Source organism: Pseudomonas sp. GW821-FHT02H06 (assembly GCF_059421525.1).
On sequence record NZ_JBWKVD010000001.1, the window covers coordinates 247,168 to 270,475 of the forward strand.

21 protein-coding genes and 1 pseudogene are annotated in these 23,308 nt (G+C 58.3%); 16 read left to right on the plus strand and 6 right to left on the minus strand.

The genetic code is table 11. The features are described from left to right. Positions 1-400: 400 nt before the first annotated feature. Entirely contained in the window at positions 401-1,501 is a 1,101-nt protein-coding gene (locus AC07VF_RS01205; RefSeq protein WP_495008812.1) for a low temperature requirement protein A, read from the plus strand. A gap of 453 nt (positions 1,502-1,954) precedes the next feature. Here AC07VF_RS01205 and AC07VF_RS01210 read toward each other — a convergent pair whose 3' ends face one another. The 4 genes and pseudogenes from AC07VF_RS01210 to AC07VF_RS01225 all read right to left on the minus strand — a co-directional run bounded on the left by AC07VF_RS01210 (position 1,955) and on the right by AC07VF_RS01225 (position 6,668). Next, on the minus strand, positions 1,955-3,094 hold the full coding sequence (locus tag AC07VF_RS01210) for a glutathione-independent formaldehyde dehydrogenase (protein WP_192172907.1): 1,140 nt from the start codon (positions 3,092-3,094) through the stop codon (positions 1,955-1,957). Between the two features lie 224 nt (positions 3,095-3,318). Next, positions 3,319-4,157 (minus strand): annotated as a pseudogene (locus AC07VF_RS01215) (alcohol dehydrogenase catalytic domain-containing protein); the annotation flags it as partial. Between the two features lie 647 nt (positions 4,158-4,804). Next, positions 4,805-5,575: an alpha/beta hydrolase family protein gene (locus AC07VF_RS01220; RefSeq protein ID WP_192172908.1), complete on the minus strand. Its 771-nt coding sequence runs from the start codon at positions 5,573-5,575 to the stop codon at positions 4,805-4,807. Continuing rightward, the gene (locus AC07VF_RS01225) at positions 5,559-6,668 is read right to left on the minus strand and encodes a DUF3182 family protein (RefSeq protein WP_495008811.1); all 1,110 of its coding nucleotides are present in this window, start codon (positions 6,666-6,668) and stop codon (positions 5,559-5,561) included. Before AC07VF_RS01225 ends, AC07VF_RS01220 begins: the two co-directional genes overlap by 17 nt. A 331-nt stretch (positions 6,669-6,999) precedes the next feature. On the opposite strand from AC07VF_RS01225, the gene AC07VF_RS01230 reads away from it, so the two are divergent. Together AC07VF_RS01230 and AC07VF_RS01235 are read left to right on the plus strand one after the other, a co-directional pair. Beyond that, complete coding sequence (locus AC07VF_RS01230) at positions 7,000-7,920, plus strand: hypothetical protein (RefSeq protein ID WP_346630646.1); 921 nt, start codon at positions 7,000-7,002, stop codon at positions 7,918-7,920. A 174-nt stretch (positions 7,921-8,094) separates the two neighbouring features. Next, a complete protein-coding gene (locus tag AC07VF_RS01235; RefSeq protein WP_192172911.1) occupies positions 8,095-8,697 on the plus strand; it encodes a hypothetical protein in 603 nt (200 codons plus the stop codon). A gap of 636 nt (positions 8,698-9,333) precedes the next feature. On the opposite strand, the gene AC07VF_RS01240 is transcribed toward AC07VF_RS01235, so the two are convergent. Next, positions 9,334-10,224: a TIR domain-containing protein gene (locus tag AC07VF_RS01240; protein WP_192172912.1), complete on the minus strand. Its 891-nt coding sequence runs from the start codon at positions 10,222-10,224 to the stop codon at positions 9,334-9,336. Positions 10,225-10,583: 359 nt separating this feature from the next. Between AC07VF_RS01240 and AC07VF_RS01245 the strand changes: the two genes are divergently transcribed. Beyond that, positions 10,584-11,096, plus strand: a complete 513-nt coding sequence (locus AC07VF_RS01245) for a GNAT family N-acetyltransferase (RefSeq protein WP_192172913.1) — start codon at positions 10,584-10,586, stop codon at positions 11,094-11,096. Positions 11,097-11,145: 49 nt separating this feature from the next. Here the strand turns inward: AC07VF_RS01245 and AC07VF_RS01250 are convergent, their stop codons facing one another. Further along, entirely contained in the window at positions 11,146-11,613 is a 468-nt protein-coding gene (locus tag AC07VF_RS01250; RefSeq protein WP_346630650.1) for a TlpA family protein disulfide reductase, read from the minus strand. A 135-nt stretch (positions 11,614-11,748) separates the two neighbouring features. Here AC07VF_RS01250 and arsC point away from each other — a divergent pair, with 135 nt between their 5' ends. From arsC to AC07VF_RS01310, 12 genes are all read left to right on the plus strand, one after another. Next, positions 11,749-12,102: an arsenate reductase (glutaredoxin) gene (gene arsC / locus AC07VF_RS01255; protein WP_346630651.1), complete on the plus strand. Its 354-nt coding sequence runs from the start codon at positions 11,749-11,751 to the stop codon at positions 12,100-12,102. Beyond that, on the plus strand, positions 12,099-12,704 hold the full coding sequence (gene wrbA / locus AC07VF_RS01260; RefSeq protein WP_346630652.1) for an NAD(P)H:quinone oxidoreductase: 606 nt from the start codon (positions 12,099-12,101) through the stop codon (positions 12,702-12,704). Before arsC ends, wrbA begins: the two co-directional genes overlap by 4 nt. A gap of 146 nt (positions 12,705-12,850) precedes the next feature. After that, positions 12,851-13,522: a DNA-3-methyladenine glycosylase I gene (locus AC07VF_RS01265; RefSeq protein ID WP_495008810.1), complete on the plus strand. Its 672-nt coding sequence runs from the start codon at positions 12,851-12,853 to the stop codon at positions 13,520-13,522. A 90-nt stretch (positions 13,523-13,612) separates the two neighbouring features. Further along, entirely contained in the window at positions 13,613-14,296 is a 684-nt protein-coding gene (locus tag AC07VF_RS01270; RefSeq protein WP_065992829.1) for a GntR family transcriptional regulator, read from the plus strand. A 569-nt stretch (positions 14,297-14,865) separates the two neighbouring features. Then, complete coding sequence (locus AC07VF_RS01275) at positions 14,866-15,816, plus strand: 4-hydroxyproline epimerase (protein ID WP_495008809.1); 951 nt, start codon at positions 14,866-14,868, stop codon at positions 15,814-15,816. Beyond that, positions 15,813-16,949: an NAD(P)/FAD-dependent oxidoreductase gene (locus tag AC07VF_RS01280; protein WP_342345374.1), complete on the plus strand. Its 1,137-nt coding sequence runs from the start codon at positions 15,813-15,815 to the stop codon at positions 16,947-16,949. Before AC07VF_RS01275 ends, AC07VF_RS01280 begins: the two co-directional genes overlap by 4 nt. Further along, positions 16,942-17,178, plus strand: a complete 237-nt coding sequence (locus tag AC07VF_RS01285) for a (2Fe-2S)-binding protein (RefSeq protein ID WP_065992824.1) — start codon at positions 16,942-16,944, stop codon at positions 17,176-17,178. The genes AC07VF_RS01280 and AC07VF_RS01285 overlap by 8 nt, the downstream gene beginning before the upstream one ends. After that, the gene (locus AC07VF_RS01290; RefSeq protein WP_495008808.1) at positions 17,175-18,455 is read left to right on the plus strand and encodes an FAD-dependent oxidoreductase; all 1,281 of its coding nucleotides are present in this window, start codon (positions 17,175-17,177) and stop codon (positions 18,453-18,455) included. Before AC07VF_RS01285 ends, AC07VF_RS01290 begins: the two co-directional genes overlap by 4 nt. Before the next feature lie 281 nt (positions 18,456-18,736). Continuing rightward, positions 18,737-19,489: an AraC family transcriptional regulator gene (locus AC07VF_RS01295; RefSeq protein ID WP_192172920.1), complete on the plus strand. Its 753-nt coding sequence runs from the start codon at positions 18,737-18,739 to the stop codon at positions 19,487-19,489. A gap of 380 nt (positions 19,490-19,869) precedes the next feature. After that, on the plus strand, positions 19,870-20,682 hold the full coding sequence (locus AC07VF_RS01300) for an ABC transporter substrate-binding protein (protein ID WP_192172921.1): 813 nt from the start codon (positions 19,870-19,872) through the stop codon (positions 20,680-20,682). Between the two features lie 188 nt (positions 20,683-20,870). After that, complete coding sequence (gene lhpI, locus AC07VF_RS01305) at positions 20,871-22,643, plus strand: cis-3-hydroxy-L-proline dehydratase (RefSeq protein ID WP_192172922.1); 1,773 nt, start codon at positions 20,871-20,873, stop codon at positions 22,641-22,643. Then, positions 22,636-23,301: an amino acid ABC transporter permease gene (locus AC07VF_RS01310; RefSeq protein WP_192172923.1), complete on the plus strand. Its 666-nt coding sequence runs from the start codon at positions 22,636-22,638 to the stop codon at positions 23,299-23,301. The genes lhpI and AC07VF_RS01310 overlap by 8 nt, the downstream gene beginning before the upstream one ends. Positions 23,302-23,308: the final 7 nt, after the last annotated feature.

Here is a 23,308-nt window from a genome sequence, read left to right on the forward strand (position 1 = left end):
TGAAAAAAGTCGCCTAAAACTGCAGCGAGAAAAGTGCGCGAACTGCTGGTGGTATCGGATGCCGAAAATTCGTTCTACGGCTACGGTAGGTGCCAAACACGACTATAGTCACTGGTGAGTCAAGGGGCATCCAACCGTTCTGCTACACACTTGGCCCTCAATCCAATACCGCGAAGACACGGAGGATTACCTCATGCTTCTTCCCGCGAAACTTGAACGTCTGGCTGCCTAAAACACTCAGGCTCAGGCTGAGATTAGGGCCCGTTTCTTTTGTGAATCCACTGATAGTGGATTGAGTGATCCCGCCGGGCACGTTGTATCCCGCTAAGCATGCCCTAATCACCCATCTATCAAGGTTCAGGCAATGGACTCTTCTAGATGCACGCGGAGCCAGCAGCGAATGAAATCTTTAAAGTATCATGAACAAAATCGACACGCCACCTGGTTAGAGTTGTTTTTTGACCTGATTTTTGTCGTGACTATTGGCAAGGTGACTCATACGCTCGGGCATCTACATCAAGGCCACTTTGAACCTGAGCAGATATGGAGTTTCTTACTGCTTTTCGTTCCATTATGGTGGATCTGGTCAAGCCACACTATTTACTCCAACAGGTTTGACACGGACAGTAATCTTCACCGTCTGTCAACATTATTTATAATGCTGTTGCTCATTGTGCTGTCCGCACGGATTGGGGAAGAACTGGAAGTATACTACCCGCTTGTTATCGTCTGCTATGTGGGTATACGTGCCATCATCAGCATCATGTACATCTCGACCATCAATACGGTCGACGGCCGTAGCGAATACGCCTCCAGGCTTGGCTTCGCCCTTTTGGTAAGCTCAGCGATCAGTCTTTCATCCCTTATTTTTGACCCTCCGATTCGATACATTGTAGCTTACATTGGAATTTTTCTTGATATTCTGCTTCCTGTTTTCCCCTGGAGCAAACTAAAACCCCTGCCAGCGCATACAGACCATTTGGTTGAACGACTAGGCTTGCTTACCCTTATCTTATTGGGCGAGTCAGTGATCAGCCTTGCTGGAGGGTTATCTGACATTCAATGGAATCCTTATAATGTAATGGCGGCAATTACCGGATTTGTCATGACATGTAGTATATGGTGGATCTATTTTGATAGCTTTTACCTGCTGAGCAGAAATGAAAGCAGCATGAGTGGGCATTCCTTGATCTACTCGCACCTTTTCCTGTTTTTAGGGCTGGCCCTACTCGCTAACTTGATCAGACATGCGATCTTGAACGACATTGCGATACACGATTTTCAAATTATGTCAGTCATCGGCATGGTCTTATTTTTCGTAGGCAAGCAATATGGCTACTTCATAGCCGTACCTAAGATCAGGAAATACATACTTCAAAACACGTTGATCGTATTTTCTTTAGGTGGCTCATTTATATGGCTGCCTCGTGTCGAATACATATTGATCGGTCTAACGTTAACCATGATCAGTTATGTTTTGCTGAATTTCAGGTATCGTTGAGTGATTCTTGTTGACCAGAGATTTGGGAGAGTTCCGCGACACCCCGCAGAGGGGATTGAACTTCCAAGCGGCTAAACTGATGTCTTTGGCGCGTTGTTCAATCCCTACTCCTGAACCCAGTTCACCCGCTGGCGATCGATTCCTTTGCCAGAAAGCGTTCTACCACACAGACCGAGCCTATTCGAACGAATCTAATCGGTTGCATCAGGGGACCACTGCCTGCCGAAAAGCTAGCGGCGATGAGCCCCGCCACCGTACCACCGAGATGCGCCATGAGGACAATCTGCACCGGCTCATCGAATAAATTTATCCAATGAGCGGTACCCGCAAAGGATCGTGAGTGGCAGCTGTATAGATTTCTGGGCCCGCAAGCAATAGGCGGCAATGCGGTGCGCATCATCTGACATCTCCACAATGCCGCTAAATTGTCGGCTCAAGCCATGAGGATGGCCATCACGCTGCCGGCTTCAGAATGACCTTAGTCCAACCCTCATCCCGCGCATCAAAATGCTTGTACGCATCAGGCCCTTCAGCCAGTTTCAGGCTGTGGGAAATGATTTGCGAAGGTTTGGCGCGGTCATGGTGAATAAGCTCCGCGAGCCGACGATTATAGGCCTTCACATTGGCTTGCCCGGTGCGAATCTGCTGACCCTTGAACCAGAACGCACCGAAGTCGAACGCCATCTTCCCTTCTTTGGCGAGTTCATTCTGTGCACCTGGATCCTGAGGCACGAACACCCCGACGACGCCAATACCACCAGTGGCCTTGGTCGAAGCCACCAAGTTGTTCATGGTCAGATGATTGGCTTCATGACCGTGTTTGTCACAGCATTGATACCCAACACATTCACAGCCCCGATCAGTACCTTTGCCGTGAGTCAGGTTGAGAATCTGGTCGACCGCTTCCCTTTCCAGCGAGTTGATCGGCGTGGCACCAATCTGCGCCGCCAGCTTCAATCGATCCGGATGATTATCGACTACGAACACCTGCGAAGCGCCTTTGATCATCGCGGCATGTGCAGCCATGAGTCCCACCGGCCCCGCGCCGTAAATAGCAATGCTTTCGCCCGGCATCAGGCCGGCCAGCTCCGTTGCATGCCAACCGGTAGGAAAAATGTCCGACAGCATCACGTAGTCGTTTTCTTTTTCCTGCGCATCTTCTGGCAGAACCAGACAGTTGAAGTCGGCATAGGGCACCCGGAGCAGCTCAGCCTGGCCGCCCTGATAAGAGCCCATGTCGGCAAAACCATAAGCAGCACCGGCAGTGCCGGGATTGGCCGTGAGGCAAAAACCGGTCAGTCCTTTTTCGCAGTTCTCGCAGAATCCGCAGCCGATGTTAAAAGGCAGGCAGACACGATCACCCACCTTGACGCGATCTACGCCGACACCGACCTCAATGACTTCTCCGAGATTCTCGTGACCAAAGACTCGACCGGTTTCCATGGAGGTGCGGCCCTCGTACATATGCAAGTCGGAGCCGCAGATATTGGTGGTGGTAACGCGCACTACTGCGTCGGTAGGCTTTTCGATCTTGGCGTCGGGGACGTTTTGCACGCTGACGTCGCGTGGCCCGTTGTACACGATGGCTTTCATTATATTCTCCCGTTCAAACTGAATTGGATTCGTCTGCTACGAGATATCTGGCTGGTCGGTACCTGCGTTCGATCAAAGATTCGGGTGACTACCGGACCGGCGGCGATCCGGACCACCGGCGATCACAAGCACTGCATCTACAGCTCCACGTTAAGTCAGAGCCTTCCATTTATACGATATATATAATGTGCAGTGCACCCACCCTGCGAAACGTTTTGCGATAGCCGCACGCGATCGTAGACGGAGTCAAACGAACGGGTAGCGTGGGACTCCATGCCTACCGCATCAATGCATTTCTCCAGCCCTTTACCGCCCGTAAGCTCGGCTAAGCGGTCTAGCACACTTTCTTCATCAAAATTTATTGCGATGGCGCCACCGGCCGTGGCCATTGCAAGGCGCTCGGGCACATTGTCGATGCACACCACCTGCTTAGCTCCGAGGATCACCGCGCTGCGCACCGTGAACTGGCCTACAGGGCCTGCACCCCAGATAGCCACGGTGTCGGTTGGTTGAATATCGCATTGCACGGCGGCCTGCCAGCCGGTGGGGAAAATATCTCCGAGGAAAAGTACTTGTTCATCGGTAAGGCCGTCCGGGATTAGAACCGGCGTGAAGTCCGCATAAGGCACGCGCACGTATTCGGCTTGGCCACCAGGATAGCCGCCGGTCAGATGGGTATATCCGAACAACCAGCAGTGGTGTGGCCGAAGGCCTTAGCGGCGAGGTCCTTATTTCGGTTGCTGCGCTCGCATACAGAAAAATTACCCCGGCGGCATTGATCGCATTCACCGCAGCAAATCGTAAAGGGCACGACCACGCGATCGCCAATCTTTAGCTTCTTGTTGGCAGACCCCACCTCGACCACTTCGCCCATGAACTCGTGGCCCATGATATCTCCATGCTTCATGCCGGGCATGAAACCGCCATAAAGATGCAGGTCCGAGCCGCAAATGGCGCATGACGTGACTTTGATAATTGCGTCACGTGGGTCCTCTATCGCAGGGTCAGGTAAATGGTCATCACATCGGATGTCTTTCTTTCCATGCCAGCGTAACGCTTTCATAGTAGCCCTCCTATGGGGCCGTGCAGCAATTAAGAGATAACCTCATTGCACGAGCCGTCCCCGCATAAAAATAGTCGTAACAGTTGCAAGTTCCAGTTGTATACGTGGTGATCTCCCAAAAACGTGACAAACGGCTGCGTGATTACTTTAGTTATTTCTCATCGTAATTAATAAGCGGAGTGCTTAGCTTCTTAATGGAATATGTGCAGCACATGCTGGCACATTATGCCGAGCCAATAACGGCTACGACACAATCTACTTTGCCCAAGTGGTTATCCCGGGCACGCATCCGCACCTAAACATAAGTACCCGTTATGCGTAACGCATCAACGGCTTAGTCCCTCGTTAGCCTTGGCCAGGGCGGCCGCTGAGATATTTGGGGCGGGCTTGGGCTTTTTGCGGCCAGCACACAGCAGGCCACCGGGCCATCATCGGCGGCATTAGGCATCACCTGGGACACCACCGCAACAATCTTCCAGCCCTTTGCCCAGGGTTCACGTCCTTGACCAAAAACACTTCCATGGGTGAAAGGGCCGTGATTGACTTCTTGCATACCTTTGGCGAGAGCCAATGCCACCCACGTTCTACACATCACGTTTAGAGTGTGCTGCCCGGCAAACGTATCGGCCGTCCATGGCCAATACCGCCTAAGAATACCGAGGCGAGTGATGGGGGTAATTAATCAGTCGGTCACCCACTACCATTTCTCCAACCCACGCGGTGAGGATCGAGCTATAGGCTTTTTGAGCGGCATCGGTGCTCAGCGCGTGGTCGGCGCCGTCGATGATGCGATGAGTTAACGAATGCGCGTTAACGAAGGCTGAGCGAAAGTTCATCAGGGTGGCGTGCGGCACGTAGTCATCTTGGTCGGATTCAACCAGCAACACATCTCCCGCAAACTCTGAACATGCGGCCAGCGCGCGGTTATCCGTGGGCGTCAGACTGGTGCGACGGTAGCGTGCCAAGCCCTCGCGATCGAGGGCATGCTTGGGCACGTTCCACTCGGCGTCCCAATACAGAGCAGGCACTCGCAACGCCAACCAGCGGATAGCACGCAGTCGCGTTAGCAGCGTGGCCAGATAACCTCCATAGCTGCTGCCAATCACGGCAATGGCGGCAGTGTCCACCAAAGGATGGCTGGCAAGGCGATCATAGGCCGCAAGCAGGTCGTTGAGGTTCTGCTCTCGCGTGACGCTCTGGCGCTGATTGAAGGTTTTTTCGTGGCCTCGCAAGTCGAATGTCAGGCACACGCAACCCAAACCGGTGATATTTCTAGCCCTCGCCAGGTCGCGTTCCTGACTGCCGCCCCAGCCATGTACAAAAAGGATGCCCGGCACGTGCGCGCTGGGGGTCAGAACGGTACCGGAAATGCTGACATCATCGACCTGAATGTCGATTGGTTCACTTTGAATACCCATTGTCATGGATCCGTGCGTATTTGCTGATCTGTCCAACTTCACGATCATCGCTCTGATAAAACAGCACCGCGTCGTCGGGAATCGGCAGGTTATCGAAAACTTCGTGGGTACTGGCGTACACCTGATGCAACGATGGGTCTTCCGCAAATGCCTGCAATGCCAGGACCTCGGCGCTGCTGGCGCCACCCACCCGCCAGGACTGCTCAAGCACACCCGTGCGCCATTGGCCCTGAACATCACGTCCGTGCACCACGTCATAATTGCGTCGGGATGCGATAAAACCAATGAATGCCTGGAAGGCGGCGGCCTCGTAGCGTTGTGCCAGATCAATCGCAGTACGGACCACTGGGTCGATGTCGATGGCGAGGAGATGCCTATAACCGCCGCGCACCACTGTCAGCTGCGAACCGCCATAGACCTCTTCGCCAGCGTGGTCGTGGGTCAGTTGTTGAGTCCCGAAGTAGCTGGCCGTAAGCCCTGCAATCGTTACCTGACCCACGCTATAAGTCGTGACCGAGCTCAGATTCTGTTCCAGCACGAGGCCCCACACGGCGAGCTCTCTGCTGTCGAGATTGTCCAATGCTTCTGCTAGTTGCGTTGGCGAACTCACCACGCGCTGGCCGCGGCCTGCCGTGGCGCGTACGGGTTTTATCCGAAGCGGACCGTCTTCCAGCAGCCGTCTGCCGGCGCGTAAGGCATCGTCAACGCTGAAGACAGTAAAACCCCTGAGCAGCGCATCGCGTGCCAGCCGAGCGAAATCGGCTGCCCAGCCTGGCGGGGCCGTTGCGCCATCAAGCAGCTGGTGGGAGATGGCTTTAGTGGCCATGTAGGGCTGACTCACCAGACCGCCAAAAAAGTCGTCGGGTGTGTAAATACCCAGCTCGCGCTGGCGGTCATCGCCGATAAGGGTGCGGGCAGGAAGGTAATAAAGCGCGAGGGGGTCAATCATGGCCGCTTCGTCGATTTCCAAGAAGCGAATCCCCATCACCTGGGCAATCCGTTCCCCAAGCTTTCGATGAACTTGGCGCTCATGCTCAGGGGGAGCCTGTTCATCCTCAAGCAGGACTACGGCCGCTTTGCTGCATCGTGTCATCAGGATTCTCCGGTCGCTGGTCAGGCAAGCTGCCTGAGCAATGGCGGTTTGAGGTCACGTTGCACGTTGGAATGACCACCAAAGCAGTGGTTCAGTGCTGCTGATCAACGGCCGATACGTGAAGGTCACCAACGGTTACTTGGGCAGGTGCGCCTTCCTCGAACAAAAAGCTGATCCCTATGGCGGGCGACCAGCCGATTGTCTACCGACGATACGCCCACCGAAGGGCTGCTTTCGACCCTAAGCGGTCACTCAGGCGGTCAGCCCTCGGCCGATTTTGGGGCTACGGAGCCTGGTGGCTGGTGCCGAGGGCTATTAAAGCTGCGCAGAAATGGCGATGATGCCTGCTTCCGGTAAAACAGAGAACTTTGGTATGACGGACCGCTTTCTCCTTTATATAGATGTTTTGGGGTTTACCGATATGGTGCGCAAGGAACCAAGGAAGGTAGCGCGTATTTATTCGATTCTAGATAGTCTCAATGTACACACACATAACAGCTTCAAGACCATAGTCTTCTCAGACACAGTTCTGGTCTACAATATTAAGCCAGCCTCCAACGACGCCGACAGAGAGTATCTCGTCTGGTATCTCACCGAGTTCGCCGAGGACTTACATCACCGACTTACCGGTCAAAATATCTACTTCCGTGCGGCCCTTGTGGCCGGCGATTTCTCCCACTACGATCTGAAACACGTTGAGTGTTTTTATGGTACTGCCTTGATATCAGCATATCTCGCTGAAAAGGATATCCCATCACTTGGCTTGTTCATGGACCAGGAGTGCGCAAGGCACAATCGGTTTTTCCGGTTGGCGCCTTTCAACGCAGATTTCTCTTTTGTCTATCTCAACCGTTCATTAGAGAAACTGAATGAACATGCTGGCGGCCGCTTCCCTGTCGAAAATTACCAGATGCATATGGGGGATATTGCGCCCCATGTCACATGGGAGGTTCGTTTTCTCCAAGATATATACATCCAGATGCGTAATCATCCAGCGCCGCATGTCCGCACTAAGTTCTTATCTGCATGGGACTTCTACAAACAGCGCTATCCTGAAATGCTGGGATTGCTAGAGGAGAACGATTTCTCCGCGCGCTCATTAGGTAGTGCGCCTGACTGGGATGTTTTGGATAAACACATGAATCGGGATATCAGTTACTTCAAACGAATCGGTAGCGGCACGGAGCTGTCCAAAGCTATCACTAGTCCTAGCAAGTACAAAACTAAGTTTTTGAAAAGCTTTAAAGGATAATAACTTGGTGAGCTGAAGTTCTACCGATAAAAAACAGAATTGTGTATTGTCCTTAGCAATGTTCGCCACCGACTGTAAGCAACTACAAATGGATTTTCAAAGATTCAGCAGCGATCCTAGGATCGATTCTTCGGTAGATTGATGCTAAATTTCTAATATGATCTTGGGTGATGAATGGAAGGTGAGGAATTTAGTATCTGGAAGCCATACGAGGCGTTCTATATTCAGTCGATGCTCTTCAATACCACGTCTGCCTTCCAGTCGTGCAGTATCGCAGAAAAGATCATCGAAAAAATCTTGATTGAGGAGATTGACCCGCAAGAGAAGACGAACTTATTGCTGGACTGCTTGCAGAACCTCATCAATCAATCTGGAGCGATATCGCGATACTTTTCCCCTTCGCGTGATGGTGTCAAGGGAGCGGAAGGAAAGACCATTCACAGAGATCGCGGGCAGTATCTGTCAAAGATCTTTGGTGTGAAAGGCGATAGCCCCCTAATGAATAGGGCGTTAAGAAATTCGATTGAGCACTTTGACGAGCGGCTTGATCTTTATCTTCAAGAGGGGATAGTTGGATTCATCTTCCCTAGCCTCATTCTTGCTGAGCCTGAAGACTCAGGCGTGCCCCATCATATATTCAGGGCTTACTACTTGAAGGAAGGAATTTTTCAAGTGCTAGGTGAACGATACGAGATCCAGCCAATAGTTGATGAGTTAGCTAGAATTCATGATCTCTTAGTAAGATTCGATGGCAGTGGCGGAGTATTTCGCTCATAAAAGCCGGCTGTTCCGCACCTTTTTATTTTTCTGATGCAATAATAAATCATCCACCTGACGACTTCTGTAGCCCCTGACAAATGTCCACTTTTGGCCGTTAGCTGCCCTAACAGTAATCGTCCGGCCAAGTCACCTACCGAACCCCAGTATTAAGGGCGATGGTGTCCGCGTTTTTTTTAAGCGGACACCATCGCCCTTATCGCTAGGATTTTCATGCGCCAACGAAGCTATAACCCAAGGGCCGCAACCAATGCGCTAGAGCATGATGCCGATATCGCCAAGGTGACTGGGGCCACGCACAGACGTAGCAGGGTTATGAGCAGCGATCTGTCCCACCCCCCAGCCGGTCGAACAAATGCCGCATCGGGGCTAGGCGTTGTTTCACCGAAGGCGGAGCTAGCGCTTGCGTCTGCAGCTTGATCCAAGTCGCCACATGCAACGGCGTCACAGCGCGCAGATCTAAACCCCCGCGCTTATGCACCAGCTTCGGAATTCGTTGGTTGCCCGCACATAGGCCCGCCGCGTATTGGGATTGCGGATGTTGGCCGTGAAAAACTCGACAAACCGGGTTTCTGCTGACTTACCTACTACTGCAATCAACGCGGGTAAATCAGCCTGGAACAGCAACGACCTTGTTCACTGCCAAAATCTGTTGGCATCAAAGTCCAGTTTCGCGGCCTTGAGCTCACCCACTAGTTTGGCTTTCCATCCATCCGCAGGATCCATGTCGGAATAAATGACCCCATACAGGTCTGAAGGTATTTCCACATGACCTTTGCGCAACAGGCACACACGGCCTCGGCCGAGCTTTGCAGCAAAGTAGCCCAGCTCAAAGATGACGTTCTGCCGCGCTCGTGCGTCCGGGGTCTCAGCCTTCACTGACGCACCTAGATCGTCTGGCGTTAACAACACCACCGCAAAACCAATATCGTCAGCGGTTCCCTCAAACTTCTCGATAATGGTGCGGCCCTGATCAGGTTGCTCCTTAAGAATAATGGCTTCCAATCCTAGCTTTTCGAGGAACCGCGCAAGGCCCTGGAGTGCAGCCTCATCATGGCCATGCACGACGAAAACGCGATTAGAGGGTAGTACCGCCGCTTTCTCGGCTGAGGAGCCGATTTCAATCGACTGCCCACGCTCAGCAAGATCTTCTTTCAATGCTCGCTGAGCTTGTTTGAGTAGCGCTACCGCCTCGGAAATGTTGCGACGCACGGGGGTTACATAATCCACTGGCGGAGCGTGCCCTCCTCCTATCGCCCAGACCATCGGGAAATGGCCCAGCACCGTAGCGCCCGAATACAGCTTGTAAGCCGACGTATCCTCACCAAAATAGCGAACCAAAGTGCTCTGGATACTGACCTCCAACGCCTTCAATTCAGGGCAGCTGCCGTTTCCCAAGGTTTGAATATCAAAAGCCTCTAGCTCGCTGATGCATTCATCCAGCCGAGTGATGCCCCGCTCTATGCCCTGCGGAGGGAGTTGTAATTTTGGGGCGTTTGTATTGGCTGGGGGCTTGGCTCGAGCCATTTCGGCAGATCCTTTTATATTTGATAAAGGACATTATCAGATATAGGAAAAGGCCACAGCTGGCATATCGCGGTCCTCGGCCTAGCTGAAGCAAAGCATTCGCCACACGGGCGCTTTCGAGCGATCAGAAACGTTGGGGAATATTTTTCATCGGTTACCACCGGCCGCTTTGGGTCGATGGCGGACGCTGGTGACAACCCACTATTGGCCGCCAGCGCACACCAACGCTCTAGCCTGGTTGGACTCAGTGCGGTTTCGTCTTCATCATGAAATCACAAGGTTCGCAGGACGCAGCCTCTTTGGAATGGGCGTTAGTGAGCCAGAGAAGCGGTCAGGAAAGTAGGAAACGAGGAGCTGTTATGGAAACATCAGACGTCAAGCTCGCCCGGGTAACGCGCACCGATCTCGACGAGCTCCTACACGCAAATCAAGAAAGCCGGGACTACCACGGCCGCTGGGTACAGCCGTTCACAACCGCCACAGGTTTCGAGGAGTGGTACTCCGCTCAAATCACAGGCGCGAGCGTTGGCCTACTGGCTCGCGATACAGAATCGGGTCAGATCGTTGGAGTGACCAACCTAAGCCAGATTTTCTATAAAGGATTTCAGAACGCGTATCTCAGCTACTGGGGCATGGTCTCGTTTGCCGGGACGGGAAGGATGTCACAGGCGGTGGAACTGACGACGAGGTATGCCTTTGAAGAGTTGGGTCTTCACCGTCTCGAGGCCAATATTCAACCTGAAAATGTGCGTTCAATCGCGCTGGTCAAACGTCTCGGATTTCGGAAAGAGGGGTTCTCCCCGAAATACCTGCAGATCGCCGGGGTCTGGTGCGATCACGAGCGCTGGGCACTTCTGGCCGATGAGCGTTAATCAGCGAGCAATGCCGTTGCGCAATTAAGCTGACCGCCCATGATCTGCCTCAGCCCTTCCCTTTCAACTCCGTCAGCTTCTGCATCACCCCTGCCGCGGTCTGTTCGCCCATCAATTGCTCACGCACTTTGCCCTTGTCGTCGATGATGTAGGTTACCGGCAGGGCTTCGCTTTTCGGCAGGTCGAATTGTTCGGCCGGGTCTTGGGCCAGTACGGTGAATGTGATGCCCAGCGCCTTGCTGGCGCTCTTCAGGTCTTCGCCCTGGAGGTTGTCGAAATTGACGCCGAACACGCTGACGTTCTGCCCTTTCACCTGCTCGGACAGCGTGTTGAGTTCGGGGATTTCGGTCCGGCAAGGGCCGCACCATTCGGCCCAGTAATTGACCACCAGCCAGTGCTTGTCGACGCGGCTGCTGGCGACTTTCTCGCCATTCTGGTCGGTGCCGAGGTCCACGCCGCACCCGCTGAGCAACAGACTTCCAATCAGTGCTGCCGCCGCTGCCAATCGCCTTGCCATGATGCTGTTTCCTTCTAGGTGCTCTTTCTTTCCAGATGCACGCTGCGCCGATTGCGCATCGCTCGCCGCGTGTTACCGGTCGTTACCGTGACGCAGGTAGAATAGCCGCCACCTCAGGCAAGATGCGACCCGCAAATGACCGATCTCACGCTTTATCACAACCCGCGTTGCACCAAATCCCGCGGCACGCTGGAATTGCTTGAAGCCCGCGGCCTGACGCCGACCATCATTCATTACCTCGAAACCCCGCCCGACGCCGCGCAACTGCGCGACCTGCTGGGCAAGCTCGGCATCGGTGCTCGCGGGCTGCTGCGCACCGGTGAGGATGAGTACAAAACCCTGAACCTGGCTGACGCCAGCCTGAGCGACGAGCAACTGATCGCCGCCATGGCGGCCCATCCCAAGTTGATCGAACGCCCCATTCTCGTCGTCGGCGACAAGGCCGTGATTGGCCGTCCGCCGGAAAACATTCTGGAGATCCTGCCGTGAGCGCGCCCTACATTCTGGTTCTGTTTTACAGCCGTAACGGCGCAACCGCGGAGATGGCGCGGAAGATCGCCCGTGGTGTCGAGATGACCGGCGTGGAAGCGCGTCTGCGCACGGTGCCGGCGGTGTCCACTGACTGCGAAGCCGTGGCGCCGAGCATTCCGGACGCAGGCGCGTTGTACGCCACTCTGGATGACCTGAAAAACTGTGCGGGCCTGGCCTTGGGCAGCCCGACCCGCTTCGGGAATATGGCCGCGCCGCTGAAGTACTTTCTCGACGGCACCAGCAACCTGTGGCTGACCGGCGCACTGGTGGGCAAACCCGCCAGCGTGTTCACCTCCACCGCCAGCCTGCACGGCGGTCAGGAAACCACGTTGCTGTCGATGCTGTTGCCCCTGCTGCACCACGGCATGCTGATCAGCGGCCTGCCCTACAGCGAAGCGGCGTTGATCGAAACCCGTGGCGGCGGCACGCCTTATGGCGCCAGTCATCACGCCGGTGCCGATGGCAAACGCGCGCTGGATGAGCACGAAACCGCGCTGTGCCGCTCGCTCGGTCAGCGGCTGGCGAAAACCGCGCTGTTGCTTAACCCGCCGCAGGGCTAGACAGCTCAAGGCGTTGCTCACGCTCGATTGCTGGAACCCCTTGCTCAAACCGGGTCAAACACAGAGCCCCTGCCGGGGTTCTGCGTCGGCGCTCGGAAATGCGCTACGTCAGCGATCGCGCACATGAATTTTGTTTTGGAGAGGGCATGCAAGACTACAAATGGCTCCATGAATACTGTCTCAACCGCTTTGGTTCCGTCGCCGCCCTCGAGGCGCATCTGCCGCCCCCCGCTACGACTAAAAAACTCAAAGCCCTCAGCGACGACCGTTACCTGTCGACCATGGCGCTGCGGGTCTTTCGTGCCGGCCTCAAACACAGCCTGGTGGACGCCAAATGGCCGGCCTTCGAGCAAGCGTTCTTTGGCTTCGATCCGGAAAAGGTCACGCTGATGGGCGGCGATCACCTGGAACGCCTGATGCAGGACGCGCGGATCATCCGTCACCTGGGCAAGCTCAAGAGCGTGCCGCGCAACGCCCAGTTGATCCTCGACATCGCCCACGAACACGGCAGCTTCGGCAATTTCATCGCTGAATGGCCGGTGACCGATATCGTCGGGCTGTGGCGTTACCTGTTCAAACACGGCAATCAGATGGGCGGGCTGTCGTCGCCGCGCTTCCTGCGCATGGTCGGCAAGGACACCTTCATCCCCAGCCATGACGTGGTCGCTGCGCTGAATGCGCAGAAGATCGTCGACCGCGTGCCCAGCAGCCAGCGCGATCAGGCAGCGGTGCAAGCGGCGTTCAACCAATGGCATGCCGAGAGCGGACGGCCGATGTGTCAGTTGTCGATGATGTTGTCTTACACCGCCAACCATTGATCGTTTTGCCGGTGGAGTGAAAAGACACAGCGCGTAACAAATCGGAGGTCGTATACAATATTCGCCGCCCCCTACTGCTGAGTCATTCGCGTGCCCTTCCTTCTTCCTGACGCCCCCAACCTCGGTGTCGCGCCCTCCGCGTCCGAGGTGATTGCCAAATACCTGCGCGAGTCGATCATCTCAGGCCAGTTCGCCGAGGACGAGCCGATTCGTCAGGACGACATTGCCCGCGTGTTCAACGTCAGCAAGATCCCGGTGCGTGAAGCGCTCAAACGTCTGGAAGCCGAAGGGCTGGTGCAGTTCCAGCGCAACAAGGGCGCCGTGGTCACGCGGATTTCCGAGCCGGAGCTGGCTCAGATCTTTGAAGTGCGGGTGCTGCTGGAGGTGCAGGCCATCCGCCTCGCGGTGCCGAGAATGACCGCCGCTCAGCTGGATCGGGCCCGGGCCATCTGTGACGAATTCATGCGCGATGACGACATCGGGCGCTGGGCCGAGCTGAACTGGGCATTTCACACCTGTCTGTATGAAGCGGCGCAACGGCCGTTTTTGCTGAACATGATTCGCTCGATCCACGACAAGGTCGAACGCTATCTGCGGGTGCAGATGAGCTTTGAAGAAGGCAAAGAGCGCGCCGACCTGGAACACCGCGAGATCCTCAAGGCCTGTGCCGATCGTGACGTGGACAAAGCCGCCGAACTGATCGAACACCACATCATCGGCGTCTGCCGAACCCTCTACGCCCACCTCCCCCACGCGGTGCTCAGCGAGATCTGATCGACTGGCGGCTGTGCCGATTTCGTCATTGCGGCGGGTGAAATCGGTCAAGACCTTGGCCGTCGTTCCCGGCACTCTTGCCTCAATAGTGAAGTTGCTCCGCGCCGCGATCTGTAGGACCGGCTTTAGCCGGGAAGAGGCCAGTGTGAACACCATAAATCTCCGATGTGGCGACCGACGCCTTCCCGGCTGAAGCCGGTCCCACAAGGATCGTGATCGCCAGTTACGTCGGGGTGTACGCAATGCTTTTAGTGGGACCGGCTTTAGCCGGGAAGCGGCCAGTGTGAACACCATAAATCTCGAGTGCGACGACCGACGCCTTCCCGGCTGAAGCCGGTCCCACTAGGGATCGTTGTAGCCAGTTCCATTGGGTGTACGCAGTCTTGTGGGACCGGCTTTAGCCGGGAAGAGACCAGCGTCAACACCATAAATCTTGCAGCGTGACGACCAACGCTTTCCCTGCTGAAGCCGGTCCCACTAGAGATCGTTGTAGCCAGTTCCATCGGGTGCACGCGGTCCCAGCAGGGATCGTCGAAGCCAGTTCCAGACTCAGTCCGACAGGGGAATACATGAAACGCATCCAGATTCTCGATTCTCACACCGGCGGCGAGCCGACGCGTTTGGTGCTCGACGGGTTTCCCGAGCTTGGCCGGGGGAGCATGGCCGAGCGGCGGCAGCTTCTCGCGGATGAGTTCGATGACTGGCGGGCGGCGACGGTGCTTGAACCCCGCGGCAGCGATGTGCTGGTCGGCGCGCTGCTGTGTGAGCCGGTGGATCCCGAATCCTGCGCCGGGGTGATCTTTTTCAACAACAGCGGCTACCTGGGCATGTGCGGCCACGGCACCATCGGGCTGGTGGTGTCGCTGGCGCATCTGGGCAAGATCGGCCCCGGCGTGCACCGCATTGAAACCCCGGTCGGCACGGTTCAGGCCACGCTCCACGACGACCGCTCGGTCAGCGTCGACAATGTGCCCTCGTACCGCTACCGCAAGGACTTCGTCGTCGAGGTGCCCGAACTGGGCAGCGTGACCGGTGACATCGCCTGGGGCGGCAACTGGTTTTTCCTGATCGCCGACCACGGCCTGAGCGTCGCCGCCGACAACCTCGACGCCCTTACCGATTACACCTGGAAGGTCCGTCAGGCGCTGGAAAGCCAGGGCATTCGCGGTGAAGACGGCGGCGTCATCGACCACATCGAGCTGTTCGCCGACGACGACCACGCCGACAGCCGCAACTTTGTGCTCTGTCCCGGCAAAGCCTACGACCGCTCGCCCTGCGGCACTGGCACCAGCGCCAAACTGGCGTGCCTGGCGGCGGACGGCACACTTCAACCCGGCACCCTTTGGCAGCAGGCCAGCGTGATTGGCAGCCAGTTCGAAGGCCATTTCGTCTGGGAGCACGGTGAACGGCAGACGGGCGACCGCATCGTGCCGACCATTCGTGGCCGCGCTTACATCAGCGCCGAAGCCACTTTGTTGCTGGACGACGAAGACCCGTTCGCCTGGGGCATTCGCTCGTGACCGATGCGCCCACGCTGCAAGGCCATGCCGCGGATGTGATCGTCATTGGCGGCGGCATTGTCGGCGCGGCGTGCGCGGATGAGCTGGCGTCCCAGGGTTTGCACGTGCTGGTGCTGGATTGTCAGCGCCCCGCCGCGACCGCTGCGGGGATGGGTCACTTGGTTGTTCTCGATCACAGTGCTGCCGAGTTGGCGCTGGGGGAATATTCCGTCAGGGCCTGGCGCGAGCTGGCTTCGCAGATGCCAGACGACTGCGCGATGCGCACCAACGGCACCCTTTGGCTGGCCTGCAACGAAGAAGAAATGGCCGAAGCCGAACGCAAACAGGCCGCGCTGAGCGAATACGGTCTGGCCTGCGAGTTGCTGTCCGGCGCCGAACTGGCAGAAGCCGAGCCGTCGTTGCGATCCGGCCTGCTCGGCGCCTTGAAGGTCAGCGGCGACGGCATTCTGTACGCGCCTAATGCCGCGCGCTGGCTGTTGCAGCGCCAGTCTTCCCGAGTGGTTCAGCGTCAGGCCGAAGTCGTGGAAGTCCAGGGCAACCGTGTCCGGCTGGCGAATGGTGAATGGCTGCAAGCCCCCGCCGTTGTGCTTGCCAGCGGCATCTACGCCCGCGAGCTGTGCCCTGACCTGCCGCTGCAGGCGAAGAAAGGCCACCTGTTGATCACCGACCGTTACCCCGCGCAGATCACCCACACGCTGGTCGAGCTGGGCTACGTCACCAGCGCCCACAAGGGCAACGGCCCCTCGGTGGCGTTCAATGTGCAGCAGCGCCCGACCGGCCAATTGTTCATCGGCTCATCACGGCAGTTCGACAACCATAATCCAGAGGTCGACGCGGCCATGCTCGGGCAGATGCTGCGCCGGGCGATGGATTTCCTCCCAGGCCTCGGCGACATGAACGGCCTTCGCAGTTGGACCGGCTTTCGCTCCGCCAGCCCCGACGGTCAGCCGCTGATCGGCCAGCACCCGCATCAGCCCGGCCTGTGGCTGGCGGTCGGGCACGAAGGCCTCGGCGTCACCACGGCAACCGGTACCGCCCGCCTGCTCGCCGCGCAAATGCTGCGCACACCGCCGCCCCTCGCCGTTGAACCGTATTTGCCCCATCGTTTTATCGGAGCCCGCGCCCATGCCTGAGTTGAGCATCGACGGTCAGCCCTTTCGCTTCGCCCAAGGCACCACGGTGGCCGCTGCACTAATGTCCAGCGGCGATCGCTGCAGCCGCACGTCGGTCAGCGGCCAGCGTCGCGCGCCCTTGTGCGGCATGGGGATTTGCCAGGAATGCCGGGTGAGCATCGACGGCCTGCGCCGATTGGCCTGCCAGACGATCTGCCGCGACGGCATGCGCGTCGAGACTCAGCCATGACCGTGGCCGTGAACGCGACAACGACCGAGCATGTCGATCTGCTGATCATCGGCGCAGGTCCGGCCGGCATGGCGGCGGCCCTGGCTGCGGCGCCTCGCGGGCTGAGCATCGCCCTGCTCGACGACAACCCGCTGCCGGGCGGGCAGATCTGGCGCGACGGCCCGAACGCTGAGGTGCCGAAACAGGCTCACGATATGCGCGGGCAGTTGCAGGGTTTCAGCAACGTTCGCCTGCACAGCGGCTGCAAAGTGGTTGCGCTGGCGGGGCCGAAGCGCTTGCTGCTGGAAGACGCCGAGCGCGGCTGGGCGTTGAGTTACGACCGGCTGATTCTGTGCACCGGCGCGCGGGAGCTGTTGCTGCCCTTCCCGGGCTGGACGCTGCCGGGGGTCACCGGCGCCGGCGGCTTGCAGGCGCTGATCAAAGGCGGCCTGCAGGTGACAGACGAACGCATCGTGATTGCCGGGACTGGCCCGCTGTTGCTGGCATCGGCGGCGACCGCGCAAAAGCGTGGCGCCCAGGTCGTGCGCGTTGCCGAGCAGGCGCCTTTGAGCGCTGTCGCCGGATTTGCCGCCGGGTTGTGGCGCTGGCCGAACAAGGCGATTCAAGCGATTACGCTGGCCAGTGCCGCCTACCGAACCTCGGCCCATGTGCTGGCGGCGCTGGGCACGGATCGGCTGGAAGGCGTTCGCGTTCAGCTGGGCGACACCATTGAAGAGCTGGCCTGCGAGCGTCTGGCCTGCGGTTTCAGTCTGGTGCCCAATACCGAGATCGCCCAGGCACTGGGCTGCACCGTGCGGGATCAGGCCATTGTGGTCGACGACTGGCAGGTGAGCAGTCTGGCTGATCACTTCGCAGCGGGTGAATGCACCGGTTTCGGCGGCAGCGAATTGGCACTGGTCAAAGGCCGTATTGCCGGGCTGGTGGCGGTCGGTGAACGGGAAAAAGCGCGAGGCTTGTGGGCTGAGCGGCAGCGCTGGCAGGGCTTTGCGGACCGGTTGAACACCGCGTTCCGCCTCAATCCTGCGCTGAAACACCTGGCGATGCCGGAAACGCTGGTCTGCCGTTGCGAAGACGTGCGATACGCGGACCTGGCGGATCATGGCAGTTGGACCGGGGCCAAACTCGCCACCCGTTGCGGGATGGGCGCGTGTCAGGGGCGGATCTGTGGGACGGCGGCGCAGACGTTGTTCGGCTGGGAACCTCCGTTGTTGCGCCCGCCGTTCAGCCCGGCGCGGATCTCGACGCTGGCGTGTCTGGACGAGGGTGCCCCTGTTTAAAGCGCCTGATTTATTAAATTGCGTGAGTGAACGGGGTGGCGCTCCACATTGCTCACAAAGACGGTGTTTCGAACGCGGAATATCCAGCGGATGTCTCGGCCCCTTCGCGAGCAAGCTCGCTCCCACAGTTTTTTCGTCTGCAGGGATCTCGGCACTCAGAGCGCTGTTCCAAGAGGACTGATTTATTGTTACGGCGGCTCCAGTCGCCCCTCGACTAGCCGCCGCATCCAACATCCCGCATCATCGATCCCATCTCCCGCCCGGCCGTCCTGCCCGTGAACATGATCGACCTCATCCCCGCCGCGCCCTTGCACGATCTCGAACAACTGCTCGCCAGCCTGGCGTTGGTCGCGCCGCTGTTCGATGCGATTCCGGGTGTCGTGTTCTTCGTCAAGGACGCCCAGGCGCGCTATGCGCTGGTCAACCAGACGCTCGTGCAGCGTTGTGGTTTCAAGGAGAAAAGCCAGATCGTCGGGCTGACCGCTGAAGAAGTGTTCCCTGCCCGCTTCGGCCCGCTGTACACCGCCCAGGACCGCCGCGTGCTGGCCGATGGCAGGCAACTGAGCGATCAACTGGAGCTGCACCTTTATTACGGCAATCAGCCGATTTGGTGTCTGACCCACAAGATCGCTTTGCGGGACCGTCAGGGCGCGATCATCGGGCTGGCGGGTATCTCCCGGGATCTGCAAATTCTGCAGACGACCCACCCGGCGTATCAGAAGCTGGTCGAGGTCGACGCGTACATTCGCGAGCACTTCGCGCGGCCCATCACCCTTGAGCAACTGACGGCCATTGCCGGGCTGTCCATTGCCCAGCTGGAGCGGCACTGCAAACGCATCTTCCAGCTGACGCCCCGGCAGATGATCCACAAGGCGCGGCTGGGTGAAGCGTCGCGGTTGTTGCAGGAAGACCTGTCGATCACCGAGATCGCCCTGCGCTGTGGGTATACGGATCACAGTGCGTTTAGTCGCCAGTTCAAGGCGATGACCGGGGCTTCGCCGAGTGAGTATCGGGATTCGCAACGGCGCATATGAATCCACCGCCATCCTCCCTGGATGATCGCGGTGCTTCTGTAGGACTGGCTTTAGCCGGGAAGAGGCCGGGGTGTGCACCGTTGATTTTGCAGTGTTCCGAATGACGCGTTCCCGGCTAAAGCCGGTCCTACGGTGATTGCAGTGCGGCGCAATCTGCATCTTTGCCGCACGGCAACGTGCATCAATGAAGCACGCCGCGCATTCTTGCTCCTTTATGTAACACCGCCCCACGCGCTTAAAAACACTCATCTAAACCCCGGCCCGCTGATCCAAAGCCCTGCACGCCGTACTGGCAAAACAGGCACGCTGCGTGCATATCAAATATCGTATACGAAATTACTTATCCGGCCGTTTCCCCCTTTGCACGCACCGAGGCTTCTATGAAAAACCAAGCTGTCGCCGTCGCCCTCCTCGCCGTCATGAGCTCTTCTTTTATCAACACCGCGCTGGCCGACAAGCTCGATGACATCATCGACTCCGGCAAACTGCGCTGCGCCGTGACCCTGGACTTCCCGCCGATGGGGTCCCGTGATGACAAGAATAACCCGGTCGGGTTTGACGTCGATTACTGCAACGACCTTGCGAAGGTGCTGGGCGTGACTGCCGAGGTGGTGGAAACGCCGTTTCCGGACCGCATTCCTGCACTGGTTTCAGGGCGAGCTGACGTGATCGTGGCGTCGACTTCGGACACCTTGGAGCGGGCAAAAACGGTGGCGATGACCATCCCGTATTTCGCCTTCCAGATGGTGGTGCTGACCCGCGACGACGCCGGCATCAACAGCTACGACGACCTCAAGGGCAAGGATGTCGGCAACACCAGCGGCACGTTCGAGGCGATCGCGCTGGAGAAGGATCAGAAGAAATGGGGCAGCGGCAGTTTCCGCGCCTACCAGACCCAGAACGACACCATCCTCGCCGTCGCCCAGGGCCACATCAAAGCGTCCGTGGTCACCAACACCGTCGCCGCCGCCTCGATCAAATCCGGCAAATACAAAGGCCTGAAGATTGCCGGTAACGCGCCCTACACCATCGACTACGTTTCTCTTGCGGCCAAGCGTAACGAGTACGGGCTGATCCATTACCTGAACCTGTTTGTGAACCAGCAAGTGCGCTCGGGACGCTATGCCGAGCTGTATGAAAAGTGGGTGGGCGGCAAGCCGGTCGACCTGACCGTGCCGGGCGTCTATTACTGAGATTGCTTGATCGTTAATACGCCTCACGATGATCGTTCCCTCGCTCCGCGTGGGAATGCAGCCCCAGACGCTCCGCGTCAAAAAGCCAAAACGCGGAGCGTCGCAAGCGGCGTTACCACGCGGAGCATGGGAACGATCACCGGAAACGATCGAATCCCGGAACCGGGTCATTCATTCAGGAGCCCACGATGTCTGAAGTCTCGTTGAACGGGCGCTGTCTCGTTTCCGGCAGCGCTCAGGGCGAATTGCTGTACGCCGACGTGGGCCTGAGTTTCTGGGGCGGGGTCGAGCCGTTTACCGGTGAAGTGATCGACCGCCATCACCCCCTCAGCGGCCGGTTCATCAACGGTCGCGTGCTGGCCATTCCCAGCGGGCGCGGTTCGTGTACCGGCAGCAGCGTGTTGCTGGAACTGATCCTCAACGGCCACGCCCCCGCCGCGCTGGTCTTCGAGCGCGTCGAAGACATCCTCACCCTCGGCGTGTTGATCGCCGAGCAGATGTTTGGCCATTCGATTCCGGTGATCAGCCTCGGCGAAGCGGGTTTTGCGGCACTGCGGGACGTCGCTTTCGTGCGGGTCGAAGATGACCGCGTGAGCGGCTTTTCCAGCCCTCCGCCTCCACTTTTTCGCGATCACCCACTTCAGGCGGACCGCCGCGCCATCAGCACCATCGCCCTGACCGAAACCGACCAGGGCTTTCTCGATGGCGCTTACGGCAAAGCCGCGCAGGTGGCGATGGGCATCATCCTGCGCATGGCCGAACTGCAAGGCGCGACCGAACTGCTGGACATCACCCAGGCGCACATCGACGGCTGCATCTACACCGGCCCGGCCAGCCTGCGTTTCGCCCGGCAACTGGTGGCCTGGGGCGGCAAAGTCCGCGTGCCCACCACCCTCAATTCCATCTCCGTGGACAAGCGCCGCTGGCGGGAACTGGGCGTCGATCCGGCCCTCGGCGAGCCGGCCAGTCAGCTGGGCGATGCCTATCTGGAGATGGGCGCGCGGGTGAGTTTTACCTGCGCGCCGTACCTGCTGGACAGCGCCCCGGAGCTCGGCGAGCAAATCGTCTGGGCCGAATCCAACGCCGTGGTCTACGCCAACAGCGTAATCGGCGCGCGTACCCTGAAGTACCCCGATTACCTCGACATCTGCATCGCCCTCACCGGCCGCGCGCCGAAGATCGGCTGCCACCTGACCCAACAACGGCTGGCCACCCTGCGCATCGACGTCCCCGCACTGGACGGCCTCGACGACAGTTTCTACCCGCTGCTCGGCTATCACGTCGGGCTGCAGTGCGGCGCCACGATCCCGGTAATCTGCGGCCTCGAACACAAGGCGCCCACGCTGGATGACCTCAAGGCCTTCGGCGCGGCGTTCGCCACCACGTCCGCTGCGCCGATGTTTCATATCGCCGGCGTGACCCCCGAAGCCACCACCGCCGAGCTGGCGCTGGACGGGCATGCGCCGGAGAAAACCCTGAGGGTCAGCCCGGCGGACCTGCTGCACAGCTGGCGCGAGCTGAACAGCGCGCAAACACCGGAAGTGGACGCCGTGACGCTGGGCAACCCGCATTTTTCCCTGAGCGAATGCGCGACGCTGGCGCACCTGTGTGGCAGCCGGCGCAAGCATGAAAACGTGGCGATCGTGATCACCTGCGGCCGCGCCACCCTGGAACGCGCGCAGCAGGCCGGCTATGTCGAGACGCTCGAAAACTTCGGCGTGCAGTTCGTCACCGACACCTGCTGGTGCATGCTCGGCGAGCCGGTGATTCCGCCGACCGCGCGCAACCTGATGACCAACTCCGGCAAATACGCGCACTACGCACCGGGCCTTGTGGGGCGTCGCGTACATTTCGCCAGCCTGGCCGAGTGCGTCGACAGCGCGATCACCGGTGTCGCCAGTGGGCGCCTGCCGGTCTGGTTGATGGCGGCGCACCAGGCGGAGGTCAGCGCAGATGTTTGATTACAACTTCCACTGGCGCGCGGCGTTCAAGGCCCTGCCCGACATGCTCAGCGGCGCGTGGGTCACCTTCGAAACCGCGGCGCTGTCGATGATCCTCGGCGTGACCATCGCGCTGTTTCTGGTGTTTATGCGCCAGGGCAAGAACCCTCTGTTCCGCGGTTTCGCCGCGACCTGGATTTCCATTGCTCGCAACACGCCGTCGCTGTTTCAGGTGTACATCCTGTATTTCGGACTGGGCTCGTTCGGCCTGCACATCAGTTCGTGGGCCGCGTTGCTCGCCGGCATCACGATCAACAACGCGGGCTATCTGGCGGAGAACTTCCGCGGTGGTCTGAAGGCCGTGCCCGACACGCAATTGCGCGCCGCCCGTTCGCTGGGCATGAGCGCGCCACAGGCGTACCGGTTGATCGTCATTCCGCAGTTGCTGCGCATCGTTTTCTATCCGCTGACCAACCAGATGGTGTGGGCCGTGCTGATGACCTCGATGGGGGTGATCGTCGGCCTGAACAACGACCTCACCGGCGTGACCCAGGACTACAACGTCAAGACCTTCCGCACCTTCGAATTCTTCGCCATTGCGGCGGTGCTCTATTACCTGATCGCCAAGCTGATCGTGGCCGTTGCCCGGCTGCTGTCCTGGCGGCTGTTCCGGTACTGAGGAGATG

Bases quoted from the DNA above. Each gene is read 5' to 3' on its own strand.
- AC07VF_RS01205 (WP_495008812.1), top strand. From the start codon at position 401: ATGAAATCTTTAAAGTATCATGAACAAAATCGACACGCCACCTGGTTA.
- AC07VF_RS01210 (WP_192172907.1), bottom strand. From the start codon at position 3,094: ATGAAAGCCATCGTGTACAACGGGCCACGCGACGTCAGCGTGCAAAAC.
- AC07VF_RS01220 (WP_192172908.1), bottom strand. From the start codon at position 5,575: ATGGGTATTCAAAGTGAACCAATCGACATTCAGGTCGATGATGTCAGC.
- AC07VF_RS01225 (WP_495008811.1), bottom strand. From the start codon at position 6,668: ATGACACGATGCAGCAAAGCGGCCGTAGTCCTGCTTGAGGATGAACAG.
- AC07VF_RS01230 (WP_346630646.1), top strand. From the start codon at position 7,000: ATGGCGATGATGCCTGCTTCCGGTAAAACAGAGAACTTTGGTATGACG.
- AC07VF_RS01235 (WP_192172911.1), top strand. From the start codon at position 8,095: ATGGAAGGTGAGGAATTTAGTATCTGGAAGCCATACGAGGCGTTCTAT.
- AC07VF_RS01240 (WP_192172912.1), bottom strand. From the start codon at position 10,224: ATGGCTCGAGCCAAGCCCCCAGCCAATACAAACGCCCCAAAATTACAA.
- AC07VF_RS01245 (WP_192172913.1), top strand. From the start codon at position 10,584: ATGGAAACATCAGACGTCAAGCTCGCCCGGGTAACGCGCACCGATCTC.
- AC07VF_RS01250 (WP_346630650.1), bottom strand. From the start codon at position 11,613: ATGGCAAGGCGATTGGCAGCGGCGGCAGCACTGATTGGAAGTCTGTTG.
- arsC (WP_346630651.1), top strand. From the start codon at position 11,749: ATGACCGATCTCACGCTTTATCACAACCCGCGTTGCACCAAATCCCGC.
- AC07VF_RS01265 (WP_495008810.1), top strand. From the start codon at position 12,851: ATGCAAGACTACAAATGGCTCCATGAATACTGTCTCAACCGCTTTGGT.
- AC07VF_RS01275 (WP_495008809.1), top strand. From the start codon at position 14,866: ATGAAACGCATCCAGATTCTCGATTCTCACACCGGCGGCGAGCCGACG.
- AC07VF_RS01285 (WP_065992824.1), top strand. From the start codon at position 16,942: ATGCCTGAGTTGAGCATCGACGGTCAGCCCTTTCGCTTCGCCCAAGGC.
- AC07VF_RS01290 (WP_495008808.1), top strand. From the start codon at position 17,175: ATGACCGTGGCCGTGAACGCGACAACGACCGAGCATGTCGATCTGCTG.
- AC07VF_RS01295 (WP_192172920.1), top strand. From the start codon at position 18,737: ATGATCGACCTCATCCCCGCCGCGCCCTTGCACGATCTCGAACAACTG.
- AC07VF_RS01300 (WP_192172921.1), top strand. From the start codon at position 19,870: ATGAAAAACCAAGCTGTCGCCGTCGCCCTCCTCGCCGTCATGAGCTCT.
- lhpI (WP_192172922.1), top strand. From the start codon at position 20,871: ATGTCTGAAGTCTCGTTGAACGGGCGCTGTCTCGTTTCCGGCAGCGCT.
- AC07VF_RS01310 (WP_192172923.1), top strand. From the start codon at position 22,636: ATGTTTGATTACAACTTCCACTGGCGCGCGGCGTTCAAGGCCCTGCCC.